This is a genomic window from Marinobacter salexigens (assembly GCF_018860765.1).
Classification (GTDB): Bacteria; Pseudomonadota; Gammaproteobacteria; order Pseudomonadales; family Oleiphilaceae; genus Marinobacter; species Marinobacter salexigens_A.
Genome location: NZ_JAHKPV010000001.1, coordinates 1,023,297 through 1,048,655, shown reverse-complemented (window position 1 = coordinate 1,048,655; position 25,359 = coordinate 1,023,297). Strand labels below are relative to the sequence as shown.

The following is a 25,359-nucleotide window of genomic DNA, read 5'->3' as shown; positions in this document are numbered from 1 at the left end:
GATCTTGTACATTCATTCTTATCAATTCGGGAGATTCCTGCCGTGCAGGGACTGAATCTGACTGCAGCGCGAGGCATCCTCACGACCCGCGCAACACGATGGTGGCGATGGCGTACCGGCTGAAAATACTCAGCTCGGCGAATAGCGCGCGCATGCCCGCTTGACGCCACCACTCGACAGGACCGGCCAGTATTGCCAATGGCCTGCTCGAACGCAGATCAGATCTCAGGAAGCCCGACCATGAACTCCGAACAATTCCGTAAGCTGGCCCAAGCTGGCTTCAACCGTATCCCCGTGTATCGCGAAGTCCTTGCGGACATGGATACTCCTTTAAGCACCTACCTCAAGCTCGCCAGCGGGCCTTACTCGTACCTGTTTGAATCCGTTCAGGGCGGCGAAAAATGGGGCCGGTACTCCATCATCGGCCTGCCCAGTCAGGAAGTGCTCAAGGTATTCAACCATCGGGTAGAGATTCGCCGTCATGGGGAACTGGTTGAAAGCGCTGAAGTGGATGACCCGCTGGCGTTTGTGGCCAATTACCAGGCACGCTTCAATGCGCCTGATCTGGAAGAGCTGCCGCGGTTCAACGGTGGTCTGGTGGGCTACTTCGGCTACGACACTGTGCGCTATATCGAAAAGCGCCTTGCGTCTAGCTGCCCCCCGGACCGAATCGGCACGCCCGACATACTGCTGATGGTATCCAACGAGCTGGTGGTGTTCGATAACCTGCGCGGCAAACTGCACCTGATTGTGCACGTGGATCCAGCAGACCAAGGCGGTTACGAACTGGCCCAAACCAGACTCGACGAACTCGAACAGAAGCTGCACCGACAGACCGCCAATGCTCCGCAAACGCCAATGCATCTGCGCGGAAAAACCGTGGATGAAAGCGAGTTTGTGTCTGGCTTCAGTCAAGAAAAGTTCGAAGCAGCGGTGGATAAAATCAAAGACTACGTGCTGGACGGCGACGTGATGCAAACCGTCATCTCTCAGCGCATGTCCATTCCGTTTGAAGCTCCACCCCTAAACTTGTACCGCTCACTACGGGTATTGAACCCATCGCCGTACATGTACTTTTTGGATCTAGACGACTTCCACATCGTAGGCTCATCGCCAGAAATTCTGGCGCGCATGGAAGATAGAGAAGTCACCGTTCGCCCCATCGCGGGCACCCGCAAACGTGGTGCCACAGATGCGGAAGACCGGGCTCTGGAAGCCGAGCTCTTGGCAGACCCGAAAGAAATTGCCGAGCACCTGATGCTGATTGATCTGGGTCGCAACGATGCCGGTCGCGTATCGGAAACCGGCACCGTAAGACTCACTGAAAAAATGGCCGTGGAGCGGTACTCCCACGTGATGCACATAGTGTCCAACGTAACCGGCCAAGTAAAAGACGGCACCAGCTGCCTGGACGTACTCAAAGCCACCCTGCCCGCAGGTACTCTGAGCGGAGCCCCGAAAACCCGGGCCATGGAGATCATCGACGAACTGGAACCGGTCAAACGCGGTGTGTACGGCGGTGCCGTGGGCTACCTCTCGTTTAACGGCAACATGGATACCGCCATCGCTATCCGAACTGCCGTGATCAAAGACAAAACCCTGCACATACAGGCTGGCGCTGGCATTGTTGCCGACTCTGTACCTCGCCTTGAATGGAAAGAAACCATGAACAAGGGCCGCGCTATCTTCCGCGCGGTGGCCATGACCTACAACGACTTTGACCACTGAGGCGAGGGAAACATCATGCTATTAATGATCGACAACTACGATTCCTTCACCTACAACGTGGTGCAATATCTCGCGGAACTGGGTGCCGACGTACACGTACACCGAAACGACGAAATCACCGTGGAACAGATTGAAGCCCTGAACCCCGAAAGGCTCGTGGTTTCCCCCGGCCCCTGCACGCCAAATGAAGCCGGGGTGTCCATGGAAGCCATCCGCCACTTTGCTGGCAAGATACCCATCCTCGGCATCTGCCTCGGCCATCAAGCCATCGGTCAGGTATTCGGCGGCAACATCATCCGCGCAGGGCGAGTAATGCACGGCAAAGTTTCCCCTGTTTACCACCAGAACACAGGCGTATTCCGAGGCCTCAACAACCCTGTGCAAGCTACCCGCTATCACAGCCTTGTCATTGAACAAGCCAGCCTGCCGGACTGTCTGGAAATGACCGCCTGGACCCGCAACAGCGACGGTAGCGTGGAAGAAATCATGGGGGTGCGCCACAAAACCATGGCCATCGAAGGGGTGCAGTTCCACCCTGAATCCATCATGAGCGAACAGGGCCACGAACTGCTGCGCAACTTCCTGCGAACCCAATAAAAAGGCACAACCAATGAATATGAAAGACGCACTGAACCGGGTGGCCGAAAACCTGGACATGTCCCGGGAAGAAATGAAAAGTGTGATGCGCATCGTCATGAACGGCGAAGCGACCGATGCCCAGATTGGCGCCCTGCTTATGGGCCTGCGCCTCAAAAGCGAAACCGTCGACGAAATCACTGGTGCCGTGGAGGTCATGCGCGAACTGGTTTCCGGCGTAACCATTAAAGCCGAACCTTTGGTGGATATCGTAGGCACTGGCGGAGATGGCTCTAACCTGTTCAACGTTTCTTCAGCCTCGGCGTTTGTGGTTGCAGCGGCTGGCGGCTTTGTGGCCAAGCATGGTAACCGTGCGGTTTCTTCCAAAAGCGGCAGTGCCGATCTGATTGAACAGGCCGGTATCAACCTCAACCTGACGCCGGAACAGGTCGCCCGCTGCGTAGAGCAGATTGGTGTCGGCTTCATGTTTGCCCCGGCCCACCACGGCGCCATGAAGCATGCCGTAGGCCCACGCAAGGAAATGGGTTGCCGCACCCTGTTCAACATTCTCGGCCCCATGACCAATCCTGCAGGCGTAAAACGCCAACTTCTGGGTGTATTCAGTAAAGCCCTCTGCCGCCCTATGGCAGAAGTGCTGCAAAAACTCGGTTCTGAACACATCATGGTAGTAGCATCCAACGATGGTCTCGACGAAATCAGCCTCGCCAGCGCCACTCATGTAGCTGAACTGAAAAATGGCGAGATCACCGAATATGACATCACCCCGGAAGACCTGGGTATTAAAAGCCAGAGCCTTGTAGGCTTGTCCGTAAATAATGCCGAAGACTCCCTGAATCTGATCAAAGCCGCCTTCGGCCGCGGCCACGATGACATGGCGGAAAAAGCCCGGGACCTGATCGCTCTCAACGCAGGCGCAGCTATTTACGTATCCGGTCTGGCGCCAACAGCTAAAGCAGGCGTGGAAATGGCCCTCGATGCCATGGGCTCTGGCCTTGCGGCTGGAAAACTCGCAGAACTGGCGGATTTTTCACACTGTTTCTGAGAAAAAAAACAGGCTCTGGCTTACCGGGCAGCACACAAAGCTTTGCTTTTAGCTTTTGGCAGGCTTCACCAAACTCTGAGAGCGTGCCGCTAATCGCTTCTCAAAACTGTCTGCAGCCAAGGATGACTGCAGCCAAGCCCTACATGGACGTATTCACGGGCGTGTTTTGAGAAGCGATTAGCGGCACGCTCAGGCACGGACTGAATCACACAATGAACAAGCAAAACGACAAGACCCCAACCATCCTGCGCAACATCGTAGAAAGAAAGTGGGAAGAAATAGGCACCCGCAAACGGCAAAAAAGCCTAGAAGACCTCAAAGCTCAGGCTGGCGACCAACCCGAAACCCGCGGCTTTGCCAACGCCCTACGCCAACGCATAGAAGCCAGCAAACCCGCTGTCATCGCCGAAATCAAGAAAGCCTCACCCAGCAAAGGCATACTGCGCGACCCCTTTGAGCCCGCCGAAATCGCCGAAAGCTACGAAAAAGGCGGTGCCGCCTGCTTGTCAGTACTCACTGACCACGACTTCTTTCAGGGCCACGAAGACTACCTGATAGCAGCCCGCAACGCCTGCAGCCTCCCGGTTATCCGCAAAGACTTCATGGTGGCTCCCTATCAGGTGTACGAAGCGCGCACCATCGGCGCCGACTGCATACTCCTGATTGCCGCCTGTCTCACCAAAGACCAGATGCAGGAACTGGAAGGCATCGCACATGAAACAGGCATGGACGTACTGGTCGAAGTGCACAATAGCGAAGAAATGGACGAAGCACTGACGCTGAGCACGCCGTTGGTGGGCATTAACAACCGCGACCTGCACAGCTTCGACGTTTCTCTGGACACCACTTTTAACTTGCACCAACGCATAGGTCCAGAGCGCATGGCGATTACCGAAAGCGGCATCATGACCCGTGCCGACGTGGAAGCCATGAGCGGCCGGGGCATCTACGGTTTTCTCGTGGGCGAATCCTTCATGCGCGCTGCTAATCCCGGCGCAAAGCTGCAGGAACTCTTCTTCCCCAGCTAACCTAACCCAGCGCGAAATGAGACATAAAACCCAGACCTGCCTGCACAAGTCAGGCTGGGTCCCTCAAAGCTTCCTGCAACAGCAGCTGCAAATGCTCTGGCAGCTTTGACGACAACGCCAGCGCCTGCTCATGAGCGCGTGGCGACATTTTACCCCAGGTACGACGCACGATTCTCAGCCACTTCTCCCGCTCGTACTCCGCGTTGTCGGCATAGAACTGCGCAAAGTATTTTTCCAGAAACACCATGCAGGCGACATCTTCGAGCAGCTGAGTGTCCGCGTCTTTGCGCAGCTCCCGCTTGGTCAGAATTACCTCCACCCGCTCACATTCACTTTCGGGATATCCGCAGTCGGCCATAATCTCGGCCGCCCTGCGGCCATGCATACGCCCACAGGCCTGACGCCATTCATAATAGGATTTTCGGCCTTCCGGGTAATCGCTGCGGGGCATTTTCCAGCGCTCAAGGTGCTGGGCACGACAGGCGATCTGCATCCGGTCCGATGGCACAGGCTCCAACTCATACAGCCATCGCGTCATGTGCAGGCTATAAACGTACTCTCTGGGCAGGAGCTCGCCAGCCATAGCATCCATATTGGGATCCGCGCGATTTGCACTGTCGATCGCATCCAGAGCACACTTCACAGATCCACACTCCATACTGTCTCCTTTTGCGACACAATTACCCCTCAGGAGTTATTGTGTCTGGCGTCATATTGACTGATGATTATAACTACTGGCAGCCGGATTATGATTATGGTGAGAACTTCAGACCTCAAACCGCCATACAAAAAGGTACCACTCAAATGGCTGCCCGCCTATGAGGCATACATACGGACGGTAGAAGGACACGTGGCCATTGTTGCTGCCTGGGTACTTCTGATCACCGTGATCTTCTACCAGTTCTCCCATGAACTGCGCCTCGCCCACCACCACCCGGATCTCTGGTTAACGGAGCTTCTTTTCCGGCTACCGGTTCTGCTCAGCACGTTGTTAACGCTGCTCTCCCACTATACCAGCACCCCTCGATGCCAGAGCCGTCACTTGCTCAGAGTGATGGGAATTTCGGTAATGTTCATGATACTTGGGCTATTTCTGATTCACTACAACGGACGGACTGCCGACACCTATCAGATAACCAACGGCATGGTTATAAGCTTTTTCGGCGTGGCCATTCTCTCGGTAAGAGGGTCACGAGAGTGGTGGTTAATGTTCGCCCTGCCCCTCACAATCTTTGCGCTGGTGGCTTGGGCGCGGGGTCTGGCACTTCCAGAACTGCTCCCCTTCATGTTTGACCCTCTGGTGATGGTAACCATCGGGGTAGTGACAAGCGCAGCGCTACGGCACCACACACAGCCTGATCCTCGGGGATCTCGACCGATTCAAGCGGGTAAATGATGATCACGGGCACGACAGTGGCGATATTGTGCTGAAAGAAACAGCACAAAGGCTGAGCAGCCAAATGAGGGCTCAGGACGTTCTCTGTCGATGGGGTGGCGAGGAAATCCTGATTCTGTTACCCGAAACCGACCTGAAGGGCGCTCTGCATCTGGCGGAAAAACTCCGCTTATCTATTGCCGGGGAGCCTATGCGTGCCGGCGAACATCTCATACCCCAGACCATCAGCCTTGGAGTCACCAGTTGCCGGGGGCGGGACGCTATTGAAAACGCCATCAAACGGGCCGATGAAGCCCTCTATAAAGCGAAAGACGGTGGCCGTAACCGCACAGAGGTTATCGCGCCACCGCAATCCGAGTATGCCGTTACTGATCGCCAGGGCATATAGTTCACCGAACCAGTGACGATATGCGCCAGCGATCGAGGTTATCAGACCTGCGCCGACGCACGCGTTTTTATGCGGTCGTACCAAGCCTGAAGGTTCGCATGCTCCGGGGAGATACGAATATTTACTACCCGCGCGAACGCAACCGTTGTAAATGCATTGATGTCAGCAGCGGTAAAGCGATCGCAACAAATGTAGTCTCGCTCGGCAAGGTGATTATCGAGAAACGCCATGAACTTGGTAACGCTCTTGCCGCAATCCTCACCCCATTCCTTGATAGGGTTCATCCGATCCTTGAAGTAACCACTGGTATGCTGAAAGCACATGCCCGTCGGCATAAAGAAGTAGAACTCAACCCACCTGACCCATTGCTCGATCAGAGCTTTCTCTACAGGTGTATCTCCCAGAAGAGTGGGGGCTTCCGGATAACTTTCTTCGAAGTAGCGGCAAATGGCCATGGTCTCGGAGATGCAGGTTCCATCATCCAGCTCCATAACCGGTACTTTTTTCATGGGATTACGTGCTCTGTACTCCGGCGTCAGGTTCTCACCTTTCTGTAAGTCAATTTCTATGAACTCAGCCTTCTCAAGCAAGCCTTTTTCCGCCATGAACATACGTACACGTCGAGGATTCGGTGCGGTTTTTGTTTCGAAAATCTTCATTTTTATCAGCTCCGTTCCGGATGATTTGGTGTGGGTCAGAATTTCAGCCCCGAAAGACTGGCCCGAATAAAGGGTTGCGTCAAGCAACTGTTCAGAATACCCGTGAGCTGCTTCAATACGTCTTCAAATATCGCCCATTTTCGTTAAAACCTTGTAACTGAGCTCAGGATCCTTATGCTAAATAGTAGGTGGTAACCGAGACAAGCCGTTTTGCCCGACTTTCAGAATTCCCAGAAAACCGCAAACCAGAGAGCCTTTGCCGGTTACCTCGTGTCAGTATTAAAACAACCAGTAAATCAACTGATACCAAAATTCACCAAACCCCGAACGGAGAAGTGACTATGCGAAAGCTTACGTCTGCCGCACTGCTATGTGCGCTATCAGTGCCCGCCATGGCACAGGCAAACTGTGGTGAAGTGTCCATCACAGAAATGAACTGGGCGTCTAACACAGTGGTCACCAACGTAGCCAAATTTATTATGGAACAGGGTTATGGCTGCGATGTGTCGGTTATCCCCTCCGACACGGTTCCTGCCGTGACCTCTGTTGCGGAAAACGGCGAGCCGGACATTGTTACCGAACTGTGGCTGAACTCTGCCGGCGAGGCCTACCTGCGCCTTGAGGAAGAAGGCAAGATTGAACGGCTAGCCAAAGTGCTGGATCCCGGCGGGGTAGAAGGCTGGTGGATTCCCACCTATCTGGCGGAAAAACACCCTGAGCTCAAGACTATCGAAGGCATAATGGCTAATCCCGAGTTGGTTGGCGCACGCTTCAACAACTGTCCTGACGGATGGGGCTGCAGAGTTGTCAGCGACAATCTGGTTCGTGCTTTGGATCTGGAAGCGTCCGGCATCAAGGTCTTTAACCATGGATCTGGTGAAACTCTCGCCTCTTCAATGGCGTCTGCCGTACAGGATGAAGAACCCTGGTTTGGCTACTACTGGGGCCCGACCGTGCCTCTGGGCAAATACGATATGACACGAGTGGAGCTGGGCGAGTACAAGCAAGAGGTTCACCAGAAGAACCAGACTGCTAACGCGGACAATCCGGGTGTATCCGAATTCCCCGCAGCGACGGTTCTTACCTCTGTTACCACCGACTTCAAAGAGCGCGAACCGGAAGTCACCGAGATGCTCAGCAACATGACCTTCAAGACGAACACCATGAGCTCACTTCTAGCATGGATGGATTCCAACAACGCTTCCGCCGAAGAAGCTGCCGTCTATTTCCTGAGCAATAACCGGGATGAATGGTCCGACTGGCTGAACGACGACGCCAGGAAGAAGCTCTCAGCTCTTCTTGAAAACTGATTGACCCACCCTGACCCGGGGCTGCATCAGCAACGATGCTGCCCCGGGCACGCCCGATAGTAATAGCAACTGATTTCGATGGCGTATGGCCACCCATGCGCACAAGAGGCTGAACACTAATGGCAACCTACGACTCCCTTTTTTCGACACTGGGATTAAAAGAGTGGTGCGCGGAAGGTAAATCAGACGGCCCGATGTCGATGGCTGACCTGCTCGCAAAAACCAAGGGCAGCGATGCAGAGCCGGAATCTCTGTGGGACCTCCCTTTTCCGTCCATGGACACACTCAATGAATCCTGTGCCGCTTTCCCGCAATCGCGGGAGCTCACCAAAGGTCTTGAACAGGGTTTTCTTGCGATAAAAGACAATCTTAGCCTGATGCTCGACCCACTGACCCAGCCCCTGAGCTGGTTTCTGGATAGCGCCCTCTACGGCATGCTGAACACGCCCTGGTGGATTGTCATCCCGATCATGTTGGCGGTTGTTTTCGTGGTCACCAAATCCTGGAAGCTGGTGCTGTTCGTAGGTATCAGCATTGGTCTGCTGGCATTCATTGATTACTACGAATACGCCATGCAGACACTTGCGATTATTTTTGTCTGCGCGTTTCTTTGCGTTCTGCTTGGGGTGCCCATAGGTATCGCCATGGCCCGGAGTAACACCCTGCAAAGGATAATGATTCCGGTGCTCGACATGCTGCAGACATTACCGCCATTCGTGTACCTGATTCCGCTGATATTCCTGTTCAGCGTAACCGAATCCAAGCTCTACGGTATCGCTATTATTCTCTATGCCATAGTGCCTGTGGTGCGGCTAACCAATCTTGGCATACGGTTGGTAGATAAAGATGTGATTGAAGCGGCAGACGCCTTCGGCATGACTCCACGCCAGAAACTGTTCAAGGTTCAGATACCTCTGGCACTGCCTAACATTATGGCGGGCGTAAACCAGACCATCATGATGAGCCTTGCCATGGTTGTGATCGCCTCGCTTGTTTCGGCGCCCGGTCTTGGTGTTTTGGTACTTAGAGGCATCCGTAACTTGGAGCTCGGCGTCGGGCTTGTTTCCGGCCTTGGCATTGTCATCTTAGCGGTCATTTTAGACCGAGTAACCAAAGCATCCCTAGCGCGCATCAACGCCAGCCAGAATCAGTGAGGATATCAAGTGGCAAACGACGTTAAAATTTCCATAAAAAACCTCTATAAGATTTTCGGGCCAACACCCGACGTGGCGCTTGAATACGTTAAACGGGGCATGAACAAGGCTGATTTGTTGGATCAGCAAAATCACGTTCTTGGACTTCGGGATATCAACGTAGATATCCTCGATGGCAAAATCACCGTCATTATGGGTCTTTCGGGCTCGGGCAAGTCAACACTGATCCGGCACCTTAACCGACTCATTGAGCCCACCGCCGGTGAAATCCGGCTTGATGGCAAAGATGTTCTGGAGCTGAACGAAGAGCAGCTACGCCAACTGCGGCGGGAACAAATGTCTATGGTGTTTCAGAAGTTCGCCCTGCTGCCCCATAAAACCGTGCTTGAGAACGCGGGCATGGCCCTCAATATTCGTGGCTCAGACGTCGCAGACTTTGAGCAAGAAGCGGTGAAATGGCTGGGCCGTGTGGGTCTTGAAGGCAATGAACAGCAGTATCCCCACCAGCTATCCGGCGGCATGCAGCAACGGGTAGGCATAGCTCGCGCGCTGGTCTCGAACTCCCCGGTCATGTTGATGGACGAAGCCTTCTCCGCTTTGGACCCACTAATCCGGTCCGACATGCAGGATTTGCTACTGGAGCTTCAGGATGAACTTCAAAAAACCATCGTCTTCATCACCCACGATCTGGACGAAGCACTGAAGCTATCAGACCATCTGGTGATTCTCAAAGATGGAGAAGTGGTTCAACAGGGAGATCCTCAGGACATCCTGCTCAACCCCAACGATCCCTACATTGTTGCCTTTATAAACGACATCAACCGCGCCCGGGTACTTCGGGTTCGCTCGATTATGAAAAAGCACGTGGATAACGACGCTGAGTATGCCGGTGACATCTCCGAGAGGGACAATCTGGAGACCGTGCTTTCACGGTCAGGTGGCGACACAGACAAGGTGTTCAGAGTGGTTCGAAAAGGTGAGATGGTAGGCAGTCTCTGCATGAAAGACCTGACCCGCGCACTGGTTCCTACTGGCGTATCACCCCCAAATAACCACAAGGGGTGATCCACAAAAACTGAAGGGGCCTCATTGTAAGGCCCGTTTTTCAACTTCGGCCCTCAAGCCGGAAAACAACCGACCCAAAGGCGAACACTTCCTGATTTTATCGGTTAATAAGTTGCCTTATAAGCGGTAATTTCTTCGTTCGCAGAGGTTGTTAGCACCAGCTTTCCGTTGGGGCCGATCTCCGCACGCTTTACGTTCGACATGAGTTCCAGAAAACGGCCTTCCTGATTCATCAGGGCCGGAGCACAGGCCATTTTTGTTGAGAACATATAGTCAAAAGTCATTCCCTCTGCAGTAAGCTCATACTGGCCGCCGTAGCGATTACAGGAAGCCCGGCCCGCAAGACGGTTCTCATCAAAAAACTCAACGGTCATGCGGGAGCTATCAATAATGCCTGCACCGGCCAAGTCTTCAACCACCCACTCGACCCCACGGAATAAACGTTCAGGGTCACCACCGCAGCCTTCGAGCACCTCACCATTCAGCTCAAGGCGAACCTGAGCCGGGAACTGCGCTCCAGACATAGTGTCTTCACACAACTGCCGGTCCACCTTGAGGGATAACGGCTGGCCGTCTAGCTTGCCACGGAATTCACGGCCGTTTTGATTGGAAACGGTTGTTTCAAGCGTAACCTTTTTAGGCTCACCGGTATCATCGAGACGATTCAGCTCCATCTGTTGATGCATTAAGCGCATGTCCCAGAATGGCTCATTACCGGTAGCTTCAAATGGTGTTTCCAGAGCACCAGCCTGCAGACAGTCGGGATACGCCTGCCCTTTTACTGAGAACATTGCCCACTCACCCTTGCTCCAAAACTGGGTTTTCTCGTCATCAGGCGCTTCGTAACGTGCACCAGAAGCGCTGACTTTACGCTCTAGCTGCAAACGCTCGCCCTTGTAATCCACCTCTAAGTGGTCACCATTGCCCAAGGAAGTGACATGAACGTCTAGCTGACCGCACTGATAACTGTTCGTGACATCTCTCGACTCTGGCCCCGTGGCACATGCTGTTAGAAAAAGCCCAGTAGCCGCCACTGCAGCTGTCATCAAAACCCGCTGTAAATACATGGATACAACCTATGTTTGTAACGTAAAAGATTACAGGCATATTAAAGACAAGCCTGAGTAAAAACCAATCGTGGTGCCTGCAAAACCGTTACAAACACGCAACTTATGTGGCCCTAACGCTTTTTATCCTTCAGGCGCAAGGCTATGCTAGTGCCCATCATTTAGGAGACACCCCATGGCTCTCAGACTTTACCAATTCGCCATTTCCCACTACTGCGAGAAAATACGCTGGGCACTGGATTACAAAAATCTCAACTACGAAACCACAAACCTGTTGCCGGGACAGCATATAAAAACCATCAAAAAGCTCACCAAAGGTGCGGGCGCATCTGTACCCGTACTGGAGCATGACGGTGAAGTTGTTCAAGGTTCATCGGACATTCTCGACTACCTTGATAAAACTTTTCCCGACAACCCCCTCACCCCGCTTGATGAGCCTGCAAAAGCACAGGCTCTAGCATGGGAGAAACGTTTGGATGACGAGGCTGGTCCGGCTGTGCGATGTTACTCCTACCACCACTTCCTGCAGCGTCCGAAAATAGTGGTGCCACTACTGACCGCGGGCACACCCTTTTACAATCGTATCCTGCTCAGTTTAGCCTTTAGCCGGGTAAACGAAGTGATGCGGAATTGGATGAAAATCAACGAGAAAACAGCGGAAGAATCCCGAAAGGTTATGGAAGGCCTGTTAACAGAGCTTGTAGAAACCTACAGCAAACAGCCGTTTCTAGCGGGTGACGCCTTCTCCCGTGCAGACCTCACAGCCGCAGCGCTCTTTGCGCCTTTGTTTCAACCAGAAGCCTACCCGGTACCCTGGCCAAAACCTGCGCGAATTCCGAGGGATATTCAGAGTTGGCTGACGGAATGGCAACCTCAACTGCAGGTGCTCGCCAAAGTGTACGGTGATAATAGATAGCTCCTTGGCGTAAATCGCTACTCTCAGTGACGCGATACGACTCTCCCGATTCCGCAGGTTCATGCCAGAATGCTGAGGAATCCAAAAGAGAGGGGATAGCCGGTGTCTCTTACCGAAATGATGCTCACCGTACTTGAGGAAAGTGGCTTACTGCCACTTTGGCAAGCCGTTTCCCCTTGGCTGGCACTGGATGAGCGGCAACTTATATTTGTTATTGCAACACCGGTTTTCATAGCAGTAGCGGCCTTTGAGTACGTAAAAATAAGGCACAATCTGAAGCTAATGGACACCCGCGAAGCTATTCGCAACTTCACTCTGGGGGCGGGTTATCAGGCCACCGAGCTATTATTTGCTGGCATTATTGCCTTTCCGGTTTATGCGCTGTGCTACAGATACCGCTTGCTTGAGCTTGAACTGAACTGGTTCACCGGCATTCTTACCTTCCTGGGCGTTGATTTCTGTTTCTACTGGATGCACCGAGCCAGCCATCGCATACGCTGGTTTTGGGCCGCCCACGTTGTCCATCATTCCTCAGAGCGAATGAACTTTTCTACAGCTATGCGTCAGAACGCTACCAACATTTTTAACGGCGGCTGGGCCTTTTACCTACCCTTGGCGTTGTTGGGTTTCAACCCAGTTTGGATTGGTATCGCCTACGCATTGTCTCTTGTCTATCAATTTTTCGTTCACACCACTCTGGTTGGGCAACTTCCAGAATGGGCCGAACACATATTCAATACCCCAAGCCATCACCGTGTTCATCACGGCCGCAACCCGGAATACATTGACCGAAATTACGGAGGCACCCTCATCATATGGGACCGCCTATTCGGAACCTTTACAGCTGAAGATGCCGAAATACCCGTGGAGTACGGTATTACCCGCCCGGCGCCATCAAACAACCTGTTCGTGCTGTGGACACATGAATACGTGGATCTGTTCCGCGACATGGCCCGCCCGGGTAGACTAGCCTCTCGAATGAACCACCTCTGGAAACCGCCAGAGTGGGAACGTCCGACTCCAATAGCTTCCGGAACACGCCATGCAAGAACAACCCCTGAGCCTGAACGGTCAGAATAATCACATCATATCGGGTACCGTTTTTTCCCCGCATAAACCTTACTCCGTTTTGGTTATCGCCCACGGCATGGCAGAACACGCTGGGCGCTATACAAATTTCGCCCGCTGGCTGGCCGAACGGGATATTGCCGTTGTTACACTGAATCATCGAGGCCACGGCCCTGACTGTGAACCCGACCAGCTTGGCCACTACAGTGATGCGGATGGCTGGAGCAAGGTAGTCGACGACCTAAACCGGGTACTGCTTGATACCCGGGAACGCTTCCCCTCTATTCCACTGACCTTGCTCGGGCACAGCATGGGGTCGTTCATCGCTCAAAGCTGCGCGCAGCAGCATCCCGAATCTCTGGATAGGCTGATACTCAGCGCAACCAACCGCATCCCTAAAACTGAACTATGGGTTTCCGGCATCTTAATAGGCGCAATTCGCAGAATTCACGGCAAACATCACCGAAGCCCAACCATTGCTAAAATGTCTTTCGGGAAGTTTAATCGCATGTTTCGGCCCAACCGCACGGATTGCGATTGGTTGAGTCGCGATACGGCACAGGTAGACCTATACATTGCAGACCCCCTATGCGGATTCGAATGCTCGATAGGTCTATGGAAAGATTTTATTCAAGGGATGCTTAGTATTAGGCCATCAACTTGGAGAAAGGACCTTCCGGTTCACCTCTTCTCCGGTTCCGATGACCCCGTGGGCGAAATGGGCAAAGGGGTTTCCCGCCACTTAGAGGACATTCGCCAAGCCGGAGTAAAAGAAACCAGTCTTCGGCTGTTCGAGGGCGGTCGGCATGAAATGCTTAATGAAACCAACATAGAGGAAGTTCGGGAACACGTACTCTCTCTGCTTTCCCATGGAAATCAGCCTAATGCCTGACAGCAACACCTGCCTCACCCCCAGATTGAGACTGAAGGCTGGCGATACCATCGCTCTGGGCCCCGGCAAAGCTCAGTTGCTTGAGTTAATCCAGCAACACCGTTCAATTTCTGCTGCCGCCAGAGCTATGAAGATGAGCTACAGAAGAGCCTGGTTATTGGTAGATACTATGAACACCTGCTTTGAAAACCCTTTGGTGCTCACTGCCACAGGTGGTAATCAGGGCGGTGGTGCTGAGCTTTCAGATGAGGGACTAAAAGTGCTCGCACTCTATCGGCAGTACGAAAACGCCGTGTCAGAGCGTCCCGAACTCACAGAGTTAGCAAGCTTGCTTAGCAAAAACACCTAAAACAGCAAAACAACAACCCTTGTTTCCAACGGCAAGCAACTATACTATCCGTACCGCTATATACATACGGATATAAGGAGAGTGGCCATGTTTATACTCAAGCGACGCTATCGCCAAGTGATAGCGCTTTACCTAGCGCTCTGCTTGTCACTAGCATTCGGCAGCAAGGCCTACGCCGCCGATGTTCGCATTGCAGTAGCCGCCAACTTCACCGACACAACTCGCAACTTGATTGTGGCATTTCACGAAGCCACCGGCTTAGAAGCCGTCGCAAGCTATGGCTCTACCGGAAAGCTCTACGCACAAATAGATAATGGCGCACCATTCGACGTGTTTTTGGCCGCAGACACCCGTCGGCCAGAGCTACTTGAAGAGAATGGCCAAGGTGTAGCCAGCACCCGGTTCACATACGCCCGCGGTAAGTTGGCACTTTGGAGCCCCACACCCGACACGTTTGAAGACCCAAAAATCTGGCTTAAGTCCGGCGACTTCGCCCGGCTCGCCATTGCGAACCCCAAAACAGCCCCTTACGGTCTGGCTGCTCAAGAAGTGCTTACCAAGCTGGACCTTTGGGAGCCTTTGCAAGACCGCTTGGTACGCGGGGACTCCATTGCTCAAACCTTTCAATTTGTCGCAACCACCAATGCCCAGTCTGGTTTTGTGGCACTCTCACAAGTACGAGCTTGGGACAGTCAAGACGGCTCACTCTGGATGATTCCACAAAGCTACTATTCCCCCATTAATCAACAAGCTATTCTTCTGACTCGTAGCGAAAGCAATCGGGCTGCGCATCAATGGATAGAATTTTTGCGCAGCGATACAGCTAAAAACATTATTGAAGAGTTCGGCTATGAAACCCAAAACTGAGATATAACCCGGCCGACACCATGGACATATACTGGGAGCCCGTGTGGCTCACACTGAAGCTTGCAGGTTTAACTACAGTTTTGCTTCTGGTGGTGGGTACGCCCGTTGCCTGGTGGTTGGCCCGCAGCACTCATTGGGTGCGCCAGCCTATTGCCGCTATTGTCGCTCTACCTTTGGTATTGCCGCCTACCGTTCTGGGGTTTTATCTCTTAGTTCTGATGGGCCCTAAAGGTATGGTCGGCCAGTTCACAGAGCAACTGGGGTTGGGCCTATTGCCCTTCACTTTCGAAGGCTTGGTCATTGCGTCGGTCATCTATTCCCTGCCGTTCACCGTGCAACCCCTGCAAAACGCCTTCGCTTCCATCAACGAGCAGTTTCTTGAGGTCGCATCCACGCTTCGGGCCTCACCCCGGGATCGCTTTTTTTCCATAGTGCTCCCACTGGCTCGACCAGGATTTCTTACCGCAGGCGTGCTTACTTTTGCCCATACCATCGGTGAGTTTGGTGTAGTGCTAATGATTGGTGGCAACATACCCGGCGAAACCAAGGTACTCTCGGTCGCTATCTACGATCATGTGGAATCTTTGGAATACGCTCAGGCTCACTGGCTAGCGGCAGGTATGGTTGTGTTCTCCTTTGTGGTGCTGGTAACCCTTTATTCCCTCAACGGGCGGCTGCAATCTGGACTGGTGAAATAATGGCGGCAACCGGAATAAAAGCGCGATTCGCCTGCAAAGTTGGAACATTTTCACTGGATGTCGATTTAGACCTACCCGGTAGCGGGCTCACCGCTTTGTTCGGACATTCCGGTTGCGGTAAAACAACGCTGCTGCGCTGTATGGCGGGCTTACAACAGGCGCGCGGCATCATGCGCGTTAAAGGTGACGAGTGGCAGAGCGAGTCCGGAAGCCGCCCCGTTCACCAGCGGCCGCTTGCCTACGTGTTTCAGGAAACCAGCCTATTCCCTCACCTTTCAGTAAAACGCAACTTGATGTACGGATACCGGCGCATTCCTCAAAGCGAACGCCAAATAACCTTCGACCAAGCGATTGAATGGCTGGGGCTCAGTCACTTGATTAACCGCATGCCGGAAAAGCTCTCTGGTGGAGAGCGTCAGCGTGTCGCGATTGCCCGAGCTCTGCTCACAAGCCCCAAGCTCCTGCTGATGGACGAGCCTTTGTCTGCTCTGGACCAAAGCAGCAAACGGGAGATTATGCCGTATCTGGAGGCCCTGCGGGATAACCTCGCCATCCCCATGCTCTATGTGTCCCACTCTACCGCGGAGGTTGCACGGCTGGCGGACCATATTGTGATGATGGATAAAGGGCAGGTAATTGCTCAAGGGCCACTGCAACAGATTATGGCACGCACAGATCAGCCTTTTGGGCTGGAGGACGATGCCGGAGTCATTCTTGACGCTACCCTCTCGGAACGTGATAAACGGTGGCATCTGTGCCGGGCAGATTTTGCAGGAGGACATCTGTGGCTTCGTGCCGATGAGAATCTGGCAATCGGTCAACGAGTCCGCGTACAGGTACTGGCAAAGGATATCAGCCTGGCCCTCAGCGAACAGGCTGATCAGAGCATCCAAAACACCCTGCCTGCCACCATTAACGAAATAGCCTTAGAGGTGAGCCCGGGAACCTCTATGGTGCGATTGCTAGCGGGGCCAACACCGTTCCTGTCTCGCCTGACCAGCAGAGCGGTGCACAGTCTCGACATCGCTCCCGGCCAGCAGGTGTGGATGCAGGTTAAGTCGGTCGCTATTGTTGACTGATCAACTAGACCGGCTTATGGCCCTTTTGAACAAAGCTCGTTCTGCCGCTGACAAGTATGCTGCCTAGCAGGAACCACTCAATGACTTGATCACGGCCCCCCCTCATGACGCTCAACACTCACCGCGTTACCAGCGGAAAAATTTGCCTACATGCTGTAACCCAAGGAAATCCAGACGGCATTCCTCTGGTGTTAGTTCACGGGTACCCAGACAACCACAGCGTTTGGGACAAAGTAGTCGACGCTCTGGAACAAGAGTACTTTCTCATACGCTACGATGTCCGAGGTGCCGGTCTTTCTGATAAACCTCTGCATACGCGAGACTACCGGCTATCACTATTGGCAAAAGATCTTGAAGCTGTCGTCGGTCAGTTATTGCCAGATCGCAAGTTTCATATACTCGCCCACGACTGGGGCTCCATTCAGAGTTGGGAGTCGGTTGGTGCAGGCCCATTGCAGGAGAGGATTCTTTCCTTTACGTCTATTTCTGGTCCTTGTCTCGACCATATGGCGAGCTGGTTAACAGCGCAGGCGTCAAGCTTTACACGCCACGGATTCGCCCGAGTTACCAAACAATTAGTTAAATCCTGGTACGTATTTTTGTTTCAAGTACCAGCCATACCAGAAGCTATTTGGAACATGGGCCTTTACAAGCAATGGCCCGCTTTTCTGAAGAAGCGCGAGGGTATTGTCGATGCCTGTTCCAGCAAGTTACAAAAAGATGACGGGCGCTTTGGTGTGCGGTTGTATCGGGCGAATGTTTTACCTCGCCTGCTACGGCCTCAACCAAGATTCGCAACCTGTCCCGTACAACTAATAATTCCTAAGTATGATAACTACGTAGGTGAAGATATATTCTGCGGTTTAGACCAATGGGTAGAAAAACTAACACGAGTGCAGATAAATGCCCCGCACTGGGCCCCTCTTACAGAGCCAGAGGTCATTGCCAGTGCGGTTCGCAACTTTACTTACCCTCAGCGGGTTCCGTAAACCACCATTGTTTTGCCTTTTACCATCACAAGCCCTTGATCTTCCAACGTCTTTAGCACCCGGCCAACCATCTCTCGGGAGCAGCCGACGATACGGCCAATTTCCTGTCTGGTGATCTTAATCTGCATGCCATCCGGATGTGTCATGGCGTCTGGCTCTTTGCACAAGTCCAGCAAGGTGCGGGCAACCCGGCCAGTAACGTCCAGAAATGCCAAATCACCAACTTTGCGGGTGGTCTGGCGCAGCCGTGAGGCCATTTGCTCGCCAATAAAGTAGAGAACTCCGAGATCCTGCTGGGCAATTTCCCGGAATTTTGGGTAGCTGATCTCAGCCACTTCACATTCGGTTTTCGCCTTTACCCAGGCACTGCGGGAGTCCATGTTGTCGAACAGACCCATCTCGCCGAAAAAGTCTCCAGCATTGAGGTAAGCCATGATCATCTCACGGCCATCGTCGTCTTCGATGATAACCGTCACGGACCCCTTAACGATGTAAAAGAGGGAGTCACTTTTGTCACCGGCATAAATAATAGTGCTCTTGGCCGGATACCGGCGGCGGTGACACTGCGATAGAAAATAGTCGAGATGCTTGGTTTTCTGCTCAACTGGATTGACGATAGTGGCCATAGTGCGAGTGGTGCCTCCTAAAATACTGGCGGGATCCGATGCTTGTTGTTCACCCGGCTGTCCCTGCGGGTTCGCTTACTTTTGCTACAAAACAGAACAACTTATAGCAAGAAGACCTTCGTCGAGCAACCGCTAACCGTATGCGGGATGCATCTCGAGCATGTAGCACCAACTGCCAGATCACACCGGTTGTGCTAGCATTCTGCTCCTTTACGTTATTTCCGGGCAGCCTTATGCCTGCCACTGAGCAACAGGAGAGCACCCTTTATGAAAGCAAGCGTCGACTGGACAGGCAATGCCAGCTTCAGGGCCACCAGTGGCACTGGGCACTCTGTGCAACTGGACGGCCCACCCGATCATGGTGGCGAGAACCTTGGCCCCCGCCCGATGGAAATGCTGCTCATGGGCCTTGGAGGCTGCTCGTCATTTGATGTAATGAGTATTCTGAAAAAGAGCCGTCAGGACGTTACCGCTTGCCACGCAGAACTCGAAGCGGAGCGAGCGGATGCCGTGCCATCGGTGTTTACCAAGATCCACCTGCACTTTGTAGTGACCGGCCGCGACCTCAAGGAAAATCAGGTAAAACGCGCAGTAAGCCTATCTGCCGAAAAATACTGCTCGGCTTCAATCATGCTTGAAAAAGCCGGTGTAGAAATCACCCACAGCCATGAAATTCACAGTGCGGAATAACCTGCACCCCAACGACTATTCAACGCCCCCCGCTGTGTGCATAATATCGCCCTTTCTCCGCCGGTCTGCGCAAAAGGTGAACAACCTGGTCAGTCATCGGTGGCGGCCTCCGCAGAGCGCACAACTGCTGCTCTGCTGTCATTCATCTCCATAAATCGGAGGGGCTGAGCATGGAACCAAAACTCCAGTTGCACGGTTTCAACAACCTGACCAAATCTCTGAGCTTCAATATTTACGACATCTGTTATGCGCAGACTGAAGAACAGCGTGAAGGATATATTGATTACATCGATGAGATGTATAACGCAGAGCGTCTTACCCAGATCTTGACTGATGTCGTCAAAATCATCGGCGCCAATGTTCTCAATATCGCTCGGCAAGATTACGAACCCCACGGGGCGTCGGTTACCATGCTCATCGCCGAGCATGAGCTAACCAGTGGCGAAGAGCCAGACAACGAAGAATCCCCCGGCCCACTACCCGATACCATCGTGGCTCACTTGGACAAGAGTCATGTGACCGTGCACACCTATCCCGAAAGCCATCCTCACGAGGGTATCAGCACCTTCCGGGCAGACATTGACGTGTCCACCTGCGGCTTGATCTCGCCTTTGAAAGTGTTGAACTACCTGATTCACAGCTTTGACTCTGACGTGGTTACCGTTGACTACCGTGTGCGCGGCTTTACCCGCGATATCGACGGCACCAAGCATTACATTGACCACGATATCAACTCGATTCAGAACTATCTGACCGAAGATACGCAAAACGCCTATCAGATGATCGATGTGAACGTTTATCAAGAAAACCTTTTTCATACCAAGATGATGGTGAAAGAGTTCAATCTCGACAACCACGTTTTTGGTGAAAATGCCGAAGATCTGGACCCTGAAATTGCTCAATCTATTGAAGAGCGCCTAAAGCGCGAAAAGCTGGAGATATTCTACTCCCGCAACATGGAGTAAGGATTACCCGGTAAAGGGAGCCTACAAGGCTCAGGCAAACGATTTCTGGGCAATCAGGCGCTGCACCATAGGTCTCACTATCAGATCCATGGCCAGCGCCATTTTTGTGCCCGGAATAACCAGAGTGTCATGGCGGGAAAGTGTGCTGTTCTGTATTGCTTGCAGCAAGTAAGCAAAATCCACGTCTGAGGCATCCCGAAACCGAATCACCAACATGCTCTCATCTTCAGTAGGTACGTCCCGAACAACAAAGGGGTTGGACGTGTCTACAAGCGGTATGCGCTGGAAATTAATATGGGTGTGCGAAAACTGCGGCACTATATCGTGAACGTAATCGTCCATTCGATTGATGATGGTGGCGACCACGGCTTCCTGACTGTAACCACGCTGGTGGGTGTCTCGATGTATTTTCTGAATCCACTCCAGATTAACGATGGGCACTACACCAATGAGCAAGTCAACATACTGGGCAATGTTGTACGCCTCACTCACAACCGCCCCATGTAGCCCTTCATAAAACAGTATGTCTGTGTCGGGCTGCAAAGAGCCCCAGGCAGTGAATGTGCCCGGCTTGTGGCCCTCAGCCTGTAGTTCACGATCTTCGTCATGAACATACTGGCGATACCGGCCATTCCCCGTATGGCCATAGTCGTAAAATAACGCTTCCAGTTTATCTATGTGGTTGGCGGCAAGCGCGAAGTGGTTACGCTCACCAAACTGGCCCTTGGCTGCCAGACGTGCCATTTGCTCACGGTTATACCGGTGAAAACTATCACCACTCACCATGGCAGCCGAGAGCCCTTCGTTTGCAAACATGCGCCGAAAAATCTGTCCTGTGGTGCTTGTGCCAGCGCCAGACGAGCCGGTGACCGCAATTATAGGGTGTCGTTTTGACATAGCTGAGGTGCGCCAGAGGTTGAAAAGAAACGAGAAACGTCAGGTAAGACTATCGAGCGAGCGGGGCTTCTCAATTACAAAACCTTGTGCATAATCCACTCCAAGTTGCCTTAGTGTATCCAGAACCGCGCGTGATTCAACCTGACTAGCGATAACCTCCCTGTCCATATAATGCGCCATATCGACCATCGACTGCACCATGGCGCGGTCGGTTTCGCTGGTATTAAGTTGGCCAGTGAATGCGCTGTCGATCTTGATCAAATCCACCGGCAGCGAGCGCATGAATTCAAACGAACTGGGGCCACTACCAAAGTTCCCGAGGCAGAACCGACAGCCAAGCTCTTTCATCTCGATAATAAAGTCAGCCACTGCCTGTACATCATTAATGGCCGAAGCTTCGGTTACTTCAAACCAAAGGCGCTCGATGGGCGCATCTTTTTCACTGAGTTTTTCGTAAATGTATTCCAGCAACGATTGATCATTCAAGGAGTAACCCGAGAGGTTGATACACACTCCGCCCAGATGACGCGGGTCTGGCGCCTGCACCCTCAACCAGTCCAGCATGTGCCCAACCACCCAGTGATCAACGGCCTGCATGCGATCATAACGCTCCGCCATACGAACAAAGTCGCGACCGGTAATGAGTGTTCCGGCATCATCGTACATGCTGATCAACACTTCATATTGAGCTGCCATTTTCGTCCGGCCGTGCAGCGGGATAATCTTCTGGCAGCGCAACAACATGCGCTCCTCGTCCAGATCACCGAGACTGGCAACCTTGGCCGCTATCTGCTCTTGACGAGCCTGATCTCCGGGGTTCAGGGTGTACTCCGCCAGCTTGCCGAGACCTTTCGCTCGGGCATGACTTAATGCCTGTTCAGACGCCCTTAACCAGAGTTCAGCGCTGATTAAGCCCGGCAACTCCGGCACCACGCCAACACACGCAGATAGTTGATAGTGACGCCCTCCATAAACGAACTCGGCATCCTCTACGGCAGCAATCAGATCCTGAGCCGCGCCTATTGCGTTCTCAGACGGCACCAACATACCAAACTCGTTACCCGCCAGCCGCGCAAGAGGCATACCGTCCCCTACGTGGTTGCGCAATAGATCGGCCACACGTTTGAGTGCGTCGTCACCTGCTTGGTAGCCAGCAGTGTCATTCAACAAACGGAACTTGCGCAGATCCAACCTAAGCAACGACCGCTCGTCCTCACGCCGGGCCAACTGCTGGTCAAGCATGCGCTCAAACTCACGACGACTCAGAAGGCCTGTCAGTTCGTCATGGGTGGATGCCCAGGACAACTGGTCATAAACCTTGCGCACCATGCGGTCGATACTCTCATCCACCAGAGGCCTCTCGTACTGGCTGTCCGGCACGATTATGCCCTTGCGCATCTGGCGGGCCAAAGCGTCAAGTTCAACTTCCACAACCCGCATGCCCTGATGGTTCACGAAAACAAACCGGGTAAACCCGCGCGCTACCCAAACCAACCTAATGTACTGGGGCTCGTCAGGTTTTGCTTGATCCCGCAACCAATCGCCGGTGCGCAACCTTTGGGCGCGATTGATCCAACGCTGCAAACTGCGCTGTTCACGCTCAGACAGCGACTTTTTTAGATCCTCAACGGGTTGAACTTTAGGAACTTCCACCATTTCTGGTGGACTATCGGGGCTGCGCACCAAAAATCGTTTCAGTTCGTCCCGTATCTGGGACGAAGGCATGTGGTTGCTGGAAATAGACGCCAAACCATCCTGAATCACCCGGAGCAATTCCGGTAGATTCACGGCAATGTCTCGGTCTTCTGCAAACGCCAGCAAGGAGTCAACCACGGCAAGGTAGTCTTGCCAAATCTGGCTATCCGGCCCCTGACGAATCCAAGTTAACGACAACAAATCCTTCCAGCCGCCCTCCAGCAAGCTAATAATAGCTTTCGGGACTTTTCGCCCCTCCAGCCTCCGGTTCAGCACCTCCGCCACGGCGGTTTTGGACTCGGCAACCTTCTGGGCGCCTTCAGCAGCAGCGGTTACGCGCTCGACATTACGACGATACACCAGATTCTGGCGATCAATGAGGCCATCGAGTTCATGAACCGTGCGCTCAAAAACGCCGGTATCCTGCTCAAAGTCGGTGGTGATACGCTGGATAAGTTCATCCACTTTGCGCTGCACCACCGGGTTCAAACGACCGCCTTTAACGCCCAATTGGGCCAACCGATTCATAACTCCCCGAACGGGGCTATTCTTATCGTCAAAAAAAGCAGGGTCGCGCATCACCACTTTCAAAACCGGCACTTCAAGCTGGCGCATCCGCTCCTGAGCGTACTCACTGAGCTTCGGGCTCTCAGTCACAGAGTTGAAAAACCGATCTACAACATCCAGCGTACCCTGTTGCTCTTCATCGAGTTTTTTTCCGTCTGCCTCTCGAACTTTCTCTACAACACGCTCTCGCAGCGGAATAACATTGCTCTTGGAACTAGCTGGTTCTGTTTGCAGTTGCTGAAGCTCGCGCTGCAGCTCACCGGGCGACATGGACCGTGCATTGGCGGGAAAAGGAGCGGGCTCAGCTTTACCTCGTGTTGCGCGGTTGGCCGCAAGTGTCCCAAGTAGGCTGCGCACGGTAGCAAAAGCTGTTTGGGCAGCCTGAGCATAGCCTCGAAACTCGCTTCCGGAGCGATTTTTTCCTGCGCCAGTGCCAATAGGTGGCGGCGGAGTCGCGTTAGTGTCAACCCGTTCCGCGCTCTGCTGATTCGCTCGTTTAACCTCTTCAGAGAGCGGCGTTTGTTTGCTTATTTTCGGTTCTGGTTTGCTTGGATTACTGCCGACAGCTTGCTCACTCAGGTACTTGCTGAGGTCAAGATCTGGCAGTACTCCGTGGCGGATCAGAATGTTATTGAGCTCGTTATAAAGCGGCCCAAGGTGCTGCAGAACGGACTTTTCAAACACCTTCAGGCAAATCTTCTCAACATCTCTGGAAGCTTTCAGTTGGCTCAGACCTGCATGGAAAGATTCAGCCACTAATGATGGCCCAAGAGGGTTATGATGCCCGGTGGCATTGGCAATGCCCAACTTGTCTAGGCGCAGCTTAAGCTGCAGGAGATCTTTACGGTAGTGGGTATCAGCCTTGGTAACCATTACCCGAATAGTCAGCCAGTCTTCAAACTCGCCTTTGTCGACGACAGAGAGTTCTGATCCGGGGAAACCTTTGGGGGCTGGTTTGAGCGGCGATTCGAGACTGCGGGCGATTTGGTGCCAAATGACCCGCTGCCGCGCCTGAACCTGACCCGAAAAGTCCATTAGCTCGTTTGCCTGCTGATCGTTCGTGGCTTTCTGTGCAGCCGTCTTCAGAGCATCGGCCATTTGCACGAAACAGGCGTCCATAAGTGGTTCAATATGCTGAACAACGGCTCGCGCCGACTGATGGAGGACAAACTGAACCCGCTCACTCGGGGCGCGTAAGGAGGCCGGCGCTTGACCGCCGGAACCTCCGCACTGTTGCAGCATAGATGCAACAGCTTCGGGATTGTTGCGGGTAAAATTCACACCCATGGCGCCGTCGATGCGCCGAACAACACTAACGTGAAGCTCATGCCGACGCTTTCCATCCAGATCCCGGAAACGCACGATTAACTCGGAGGGGTTAGCGGTGGCAAAAGCTCGATCAAGCTTGCGGGAGGTTTCGCCCGAGTAGCGGACAAACAAGCCCTCCGGGCAGAAATCCGCCACTTGGCACGGCCAAGATTCACCTGTGCCCAGGTCAATCTGGGCAGCAAGCTTGATAGGTTTGCGGGGGCTGCTTCGACGTTCTCTCGGATCCATGGATTACCTGATGTTGCGCAAAACCGGAGTATTAAGCTTATAACTCAAACCATAAGTGTACTATAGAGAC

25 protein-coding genes are annotated in these 25,359 nt (G+C 53.2%); 19 read left to right on the top strand and 6 right to left on the bottom strand.

From position 1 onward, the window contains the following. The first annotated feature begins 240 nt into the window (after positions 1-240). The 4 genes from trpE (at position 241) to trpC (ending at position 4,395) form a co-directional block, all read left to right on the top strand. On the top strand, positions 241-1,728 hold the full coding sequence (gene trpE / locus KO508_RS04750; protein WP_216007145.1) for an anthranilate synthase component I: 1,488 nt from the start codon (positions 241-243) through the stop codon (positions 1,726-1,728). 15 nt (positions 1,729-1,743) lie between these two features. Then, on the top strand, positions 1,744-2,325 hold the full coding sequence (locus KO508_RS04745) for an aminodeoxychorismate/anthranilate synthase component II (RefSeq protein WP_216007144.1): 582 nt from the start codon (positions 1,744-1,746) through the stop codon (positions 2,323-2,325). A 13-nt stretch (positions 2,326-2,338) separates the two neighbouring features. Continuing rightward, a complete protein-coding gene (gene trpD / locus KO508_RS04740) occupies positions 2,339-3,367 on the top strand; it encodes an anthranilate phosphoribosyltransferase (RefSeq protein WP_216007143.1) in 1,029 nt (342 codons plus the stop codon). 212 nt (positions 3,368-3,579) lie between these two features. After that, positions 3,580-4,395, top strand: coding sequence for an indole-3-glycerol phosphate synthase TrpC (gene trpC / locus KO508_RS04735; protein WP_216007142.1), 816 nt, complete (start codon positions 3,580-3,582; stop codon positions 4,393-4,395). A 49-nt stretch (positions 4,396-4,444) separates the two neighbouring features. On the opposite strand, the gene KO508_RS04730 is transcribed toward trpC, so the two are convergent. Then, positions 4,445-5,053 (bottom strand): DUF4202 domain-containing protein, encoded by a 609-nt coding sequence (locus tag KO508_RS04730; RefSeq protein WP_216007141.1) that lies wholly within the window; start codon positions 5,051-5,053, stop codon positions 4,445-4,447. A 96-nt stretch (positions 5,054-5,149) separates the two neighbouring features. Between KO508_RS04730 and KO508_RS04725 the strand changes: the two genes are divergently transcribed. Next, positions 5,150-5,791, top strand: a complete 642-nt coding sequence (locus tag KO508_RS04725; protein ID WP_216007140.1) for a hypothetical protein — start codon at positions 5,150-5,152, stop codon at positions 5,789-5,791. After that, a complete protein-coding gene (locus tag KO508_RS04720) occupies positions 5,751-6,179 on the top strand; it encodes a GGDEF domain-containing protein (RefSeq protein ID WP_216007338.1) in 429 nt (142 codons plus the stop codon). Before KO508_RS04725 ends, KO508_RS04720 begins: the two co-directional genes overlap by 41 nt. A 41-nt stretch (positions 6,180-6,220) precedes the next feature. Here KO508_RS04720 and KO508_RS04715 read toward each other — a convergent pair whose 3' ends face one another. Further along, positions 6,221-6,838 carry a glutathione S-transferase family protein gene (locus KO508_RS04715; RefSeq protein WP_216007139.1) on the bottom strand — a complete coding sequence of 206 codons (618 nt, stop codon included), beginning with the start codon at positions 6,836-6,838 and terminating at the stop codon, positions 6,221-6,223. A 341-nt stretch (positions 6,839-7,179) separates the two neighbouring features. Between KO508_RS04715 and KO508_RS04710 the strand changes: the two genes are divergently transcribed. The 3 genes from KO508_RS04710 to KO508_RS04700 all read left to right on the top strand — a co-directional run bounded on the left by KO508_RS04710 (position 7,180) and on the right by KO508_RS04700 (position 10,367). Continuing rightward, positions 7,180-8,148 carry an ABC transporter substrate-binding protein gene (locus tag KO508_RS04710; RefSeq protein ID WP_216007138.1) on the top strand — a complete coding sequence of 323 codons (969 nt, stop codon included), beginning with the start codon at positions 7,180-7,182 and terminating at the stop codon, positions 8,146-8,148. 119 nt (positions 8,149-8,267) lie between these two features. Continuing rightward, positions 8,268-9,302: an ABC transporter permease gene (locus tag KO508_RS04705; protein ID WP_216007137.1), complete on the top strand. Its 1,035-nt coding sequence runs from the start codon at positions 8,268-8,270 to the stop codon at positions 9,300-9,302. Between the two features lie 9 nt (positions 9,303-9,311). After that, positions 9,312-10,367 (top strand): betaine/proline/choline family ABC transporter ATP-binding protein, encoded by a 1,056-nt coding sequence (locus tag KO508_RS04700; protein WP_216007136.1) that lies wholly within the window; start codon positions 9,312-9,314, stop codon positions 10,365-10,367. A gap of 104 nt (positions 10,368-10,471) precedes the next feature. Here KO508_RS04700 and KO508_RS04695 read toward each other — a convergent pair whose 3' ends face one another. After that, a complete protein-coding gene (locus KO508_RS04695; protein WP_252737804.1) occupies positions 10,472-11,434 on the bottom strand; it encodes an META domain-containing protein in 963 nt (320 codons plus the stop codon). 175 nt (positions 11,435-11,609) lie between these two features. On the opposite strand from KO508_RS04695, the gene KO508_RS04690 reads away from it, so the two are divergent. The 8 genes from KO508_RS04690 (at position 11,610) to KO508_RS04655 (ending at position 18,292) form a co-directional block, all read left to right on the top strand. Next, a complete protein-coding gene (locus KO508_RS04690; RefSeq protein WP_216007135.1) occupies positions 11,610-12,350 on the top strand; it encodes a glutathione S-transferase family protein in 741 nt (246 codons plus the stop codon). A gap of 102 nt (positions 12,351-12,452) precedes the next feature. Beyond that, positions 12,453-13,430 (top strand): sterol desaturase family protein, encoded by a 978-nt coding sequence (locus KO508_RS04685; protein ID WP_216007134.1) that lies wholly within the window; start codon positions 12,453-12,455, stop codon positions 13,428-13,430. Then, positions 13,393-14,310, top strand: coding sequence for an alpha/beta hydrolase (locus KO508_RS04680; protein ID WP_216007133.1), 918 nt, complete (start codon positions 13,393-13,395; stop codon positions 14,308-14,310). Before KO508_RS04685 ends, KO508_RS04680 begins: the two co-directional genes overlap by 38 nt. Next, positions 14,303-14,659, top strand: coding sequence for a winged helix-turn-helix domain-containing protein (locus KO508_RS04675; protein WP_216007132.1), 357 nt, complete (start codon positions 14,303-14,305; stop codon positions 14,657-14,659). Before KO508_RS04680 ends, KO508_RS04675 begins: the two co-directional genes overlap by 8 nt. Before the next feature lie 87 nt (positions 14,660-14,746). Continuing rightward, positions 14,747-15,526, top strand: coding sequence for a molybdate ABC transporter substrate-binding protein (modA, locus tag KO508_RS04670; RefSeq protein ID WP_216007131.1), 780 nt, complete (start codon positions 14,747-14,749; stop codon positions 15,524-15,526). Between the two features lie 20 nt (positions 15,527-15,546). Continuing rightward, positions 15,547-16,224, top strand: coding sequence for a molybdate ABC transporter permease subunit (gene modB / locus KO508_RS04665; protein WP_216007130.1), 678 nt, complete (start codon positions 15,547-15,549; stop codon positions 16,222-16,224). Further along, positions 16,224-17,303, top strand: coding sequence for a molybdenum ABC transporter ATP-binding protein (gene modC, locus KO508_RS04660; RefSeq protein ID WP_216007129.1), 1,080 nt, complete (start codon positions 16,224-16,226; stop codon positions 17,301-17,303). The genes modB and modC overlap by 1 nt, the downstream gene beginning before the upstream one ends. A gap of 104 nt (positions 17,304-17,407) precedes the next feature. Next, entirely contained in the window at positions 17,408-18,292 is an 885-nt protein-coding gene (locus KO508_RS04655; protein WP_216007128.1) for an alpha/beta fold hydrolase, read from the top strand. On the opposite strand, the gene crp is transcribed toward KO508_RS04655, so the two are convergent. Beyond that, the gene (crp, locus tag KO508_RS04650; RefSeq protein WP_200362219.1) at positions 18,277-18,918 is read right to left on the bottom strand and encodes a cAMP-activated global transcriptional regulator CRP; all 642 of its coding nucleotides are present in this window, start codon (positions 18,916-18,918) and stop codon (positions 18,277-18,279) included. The genes KO508_RS04655 and crp overlap by 16 nt on opposite strands. Positions 18,919-19,185: 267 nt before the next feature. On the opposite strand from crp, the gene KO508_RS04645 reads away from it, so the two are divergent. Together KO508_RS04645 and speD are read left to right on the top strand one after the other, a co-directional pair. Further along, positions 19,186-19,608: an OsmC family protein gene (locus KO508_RS04645; RefSeq protein ID WP_216007127.1), complete on the top strand. Its 423-nt coding sequence runs from the start codon at positions 19,186-19,188 to the stop codon at positions 19,606-19,608. A 170-nt stretch (positions 19,609-19,778) separates the two neighbouring features. Continuing rightward, positions 19,779-20,573, top strand: coding sequence for an adenosylmethionine decarboxylase (gene speD, locus KO508_RS04640; RefSeq protein WP_216007126.1), 795 nt, complete (start codon positions 19,779-19,781; stop codon positions 20,571-20,573). A 30-nt stretch (positions 20,574-20,603) separates the two neighbouring features. Here the strand turns inward: speD and KO508_RS04635 are convergent, their stop codons facing one another. Further along, positions 20,604-21,470: a phosphoribulokinase gene (locus KO508_RS04635; RefSeq protein ID WP_216007125.1), complete on the bottom strand. Its 867-nt coding sequence runs from the start codon at positions 21,468-21,470 to the stop codon at positions 20,604-20,606. Positions 21,471-21,509: 39 nt separating this feature from the next. After that, positions 21,510-25,289, bottom strand: a complete 3,780-nt coding sequence (locus tag KO508_RS04630) for a DUF1631 family protein (RefSeq protein WP_216007124.1) — start codon at positions 25,287-25,289, stop codon at positions 21,510-21,512. Positions 25,290-25,359 lie beyond the last annotated feature (70 nt).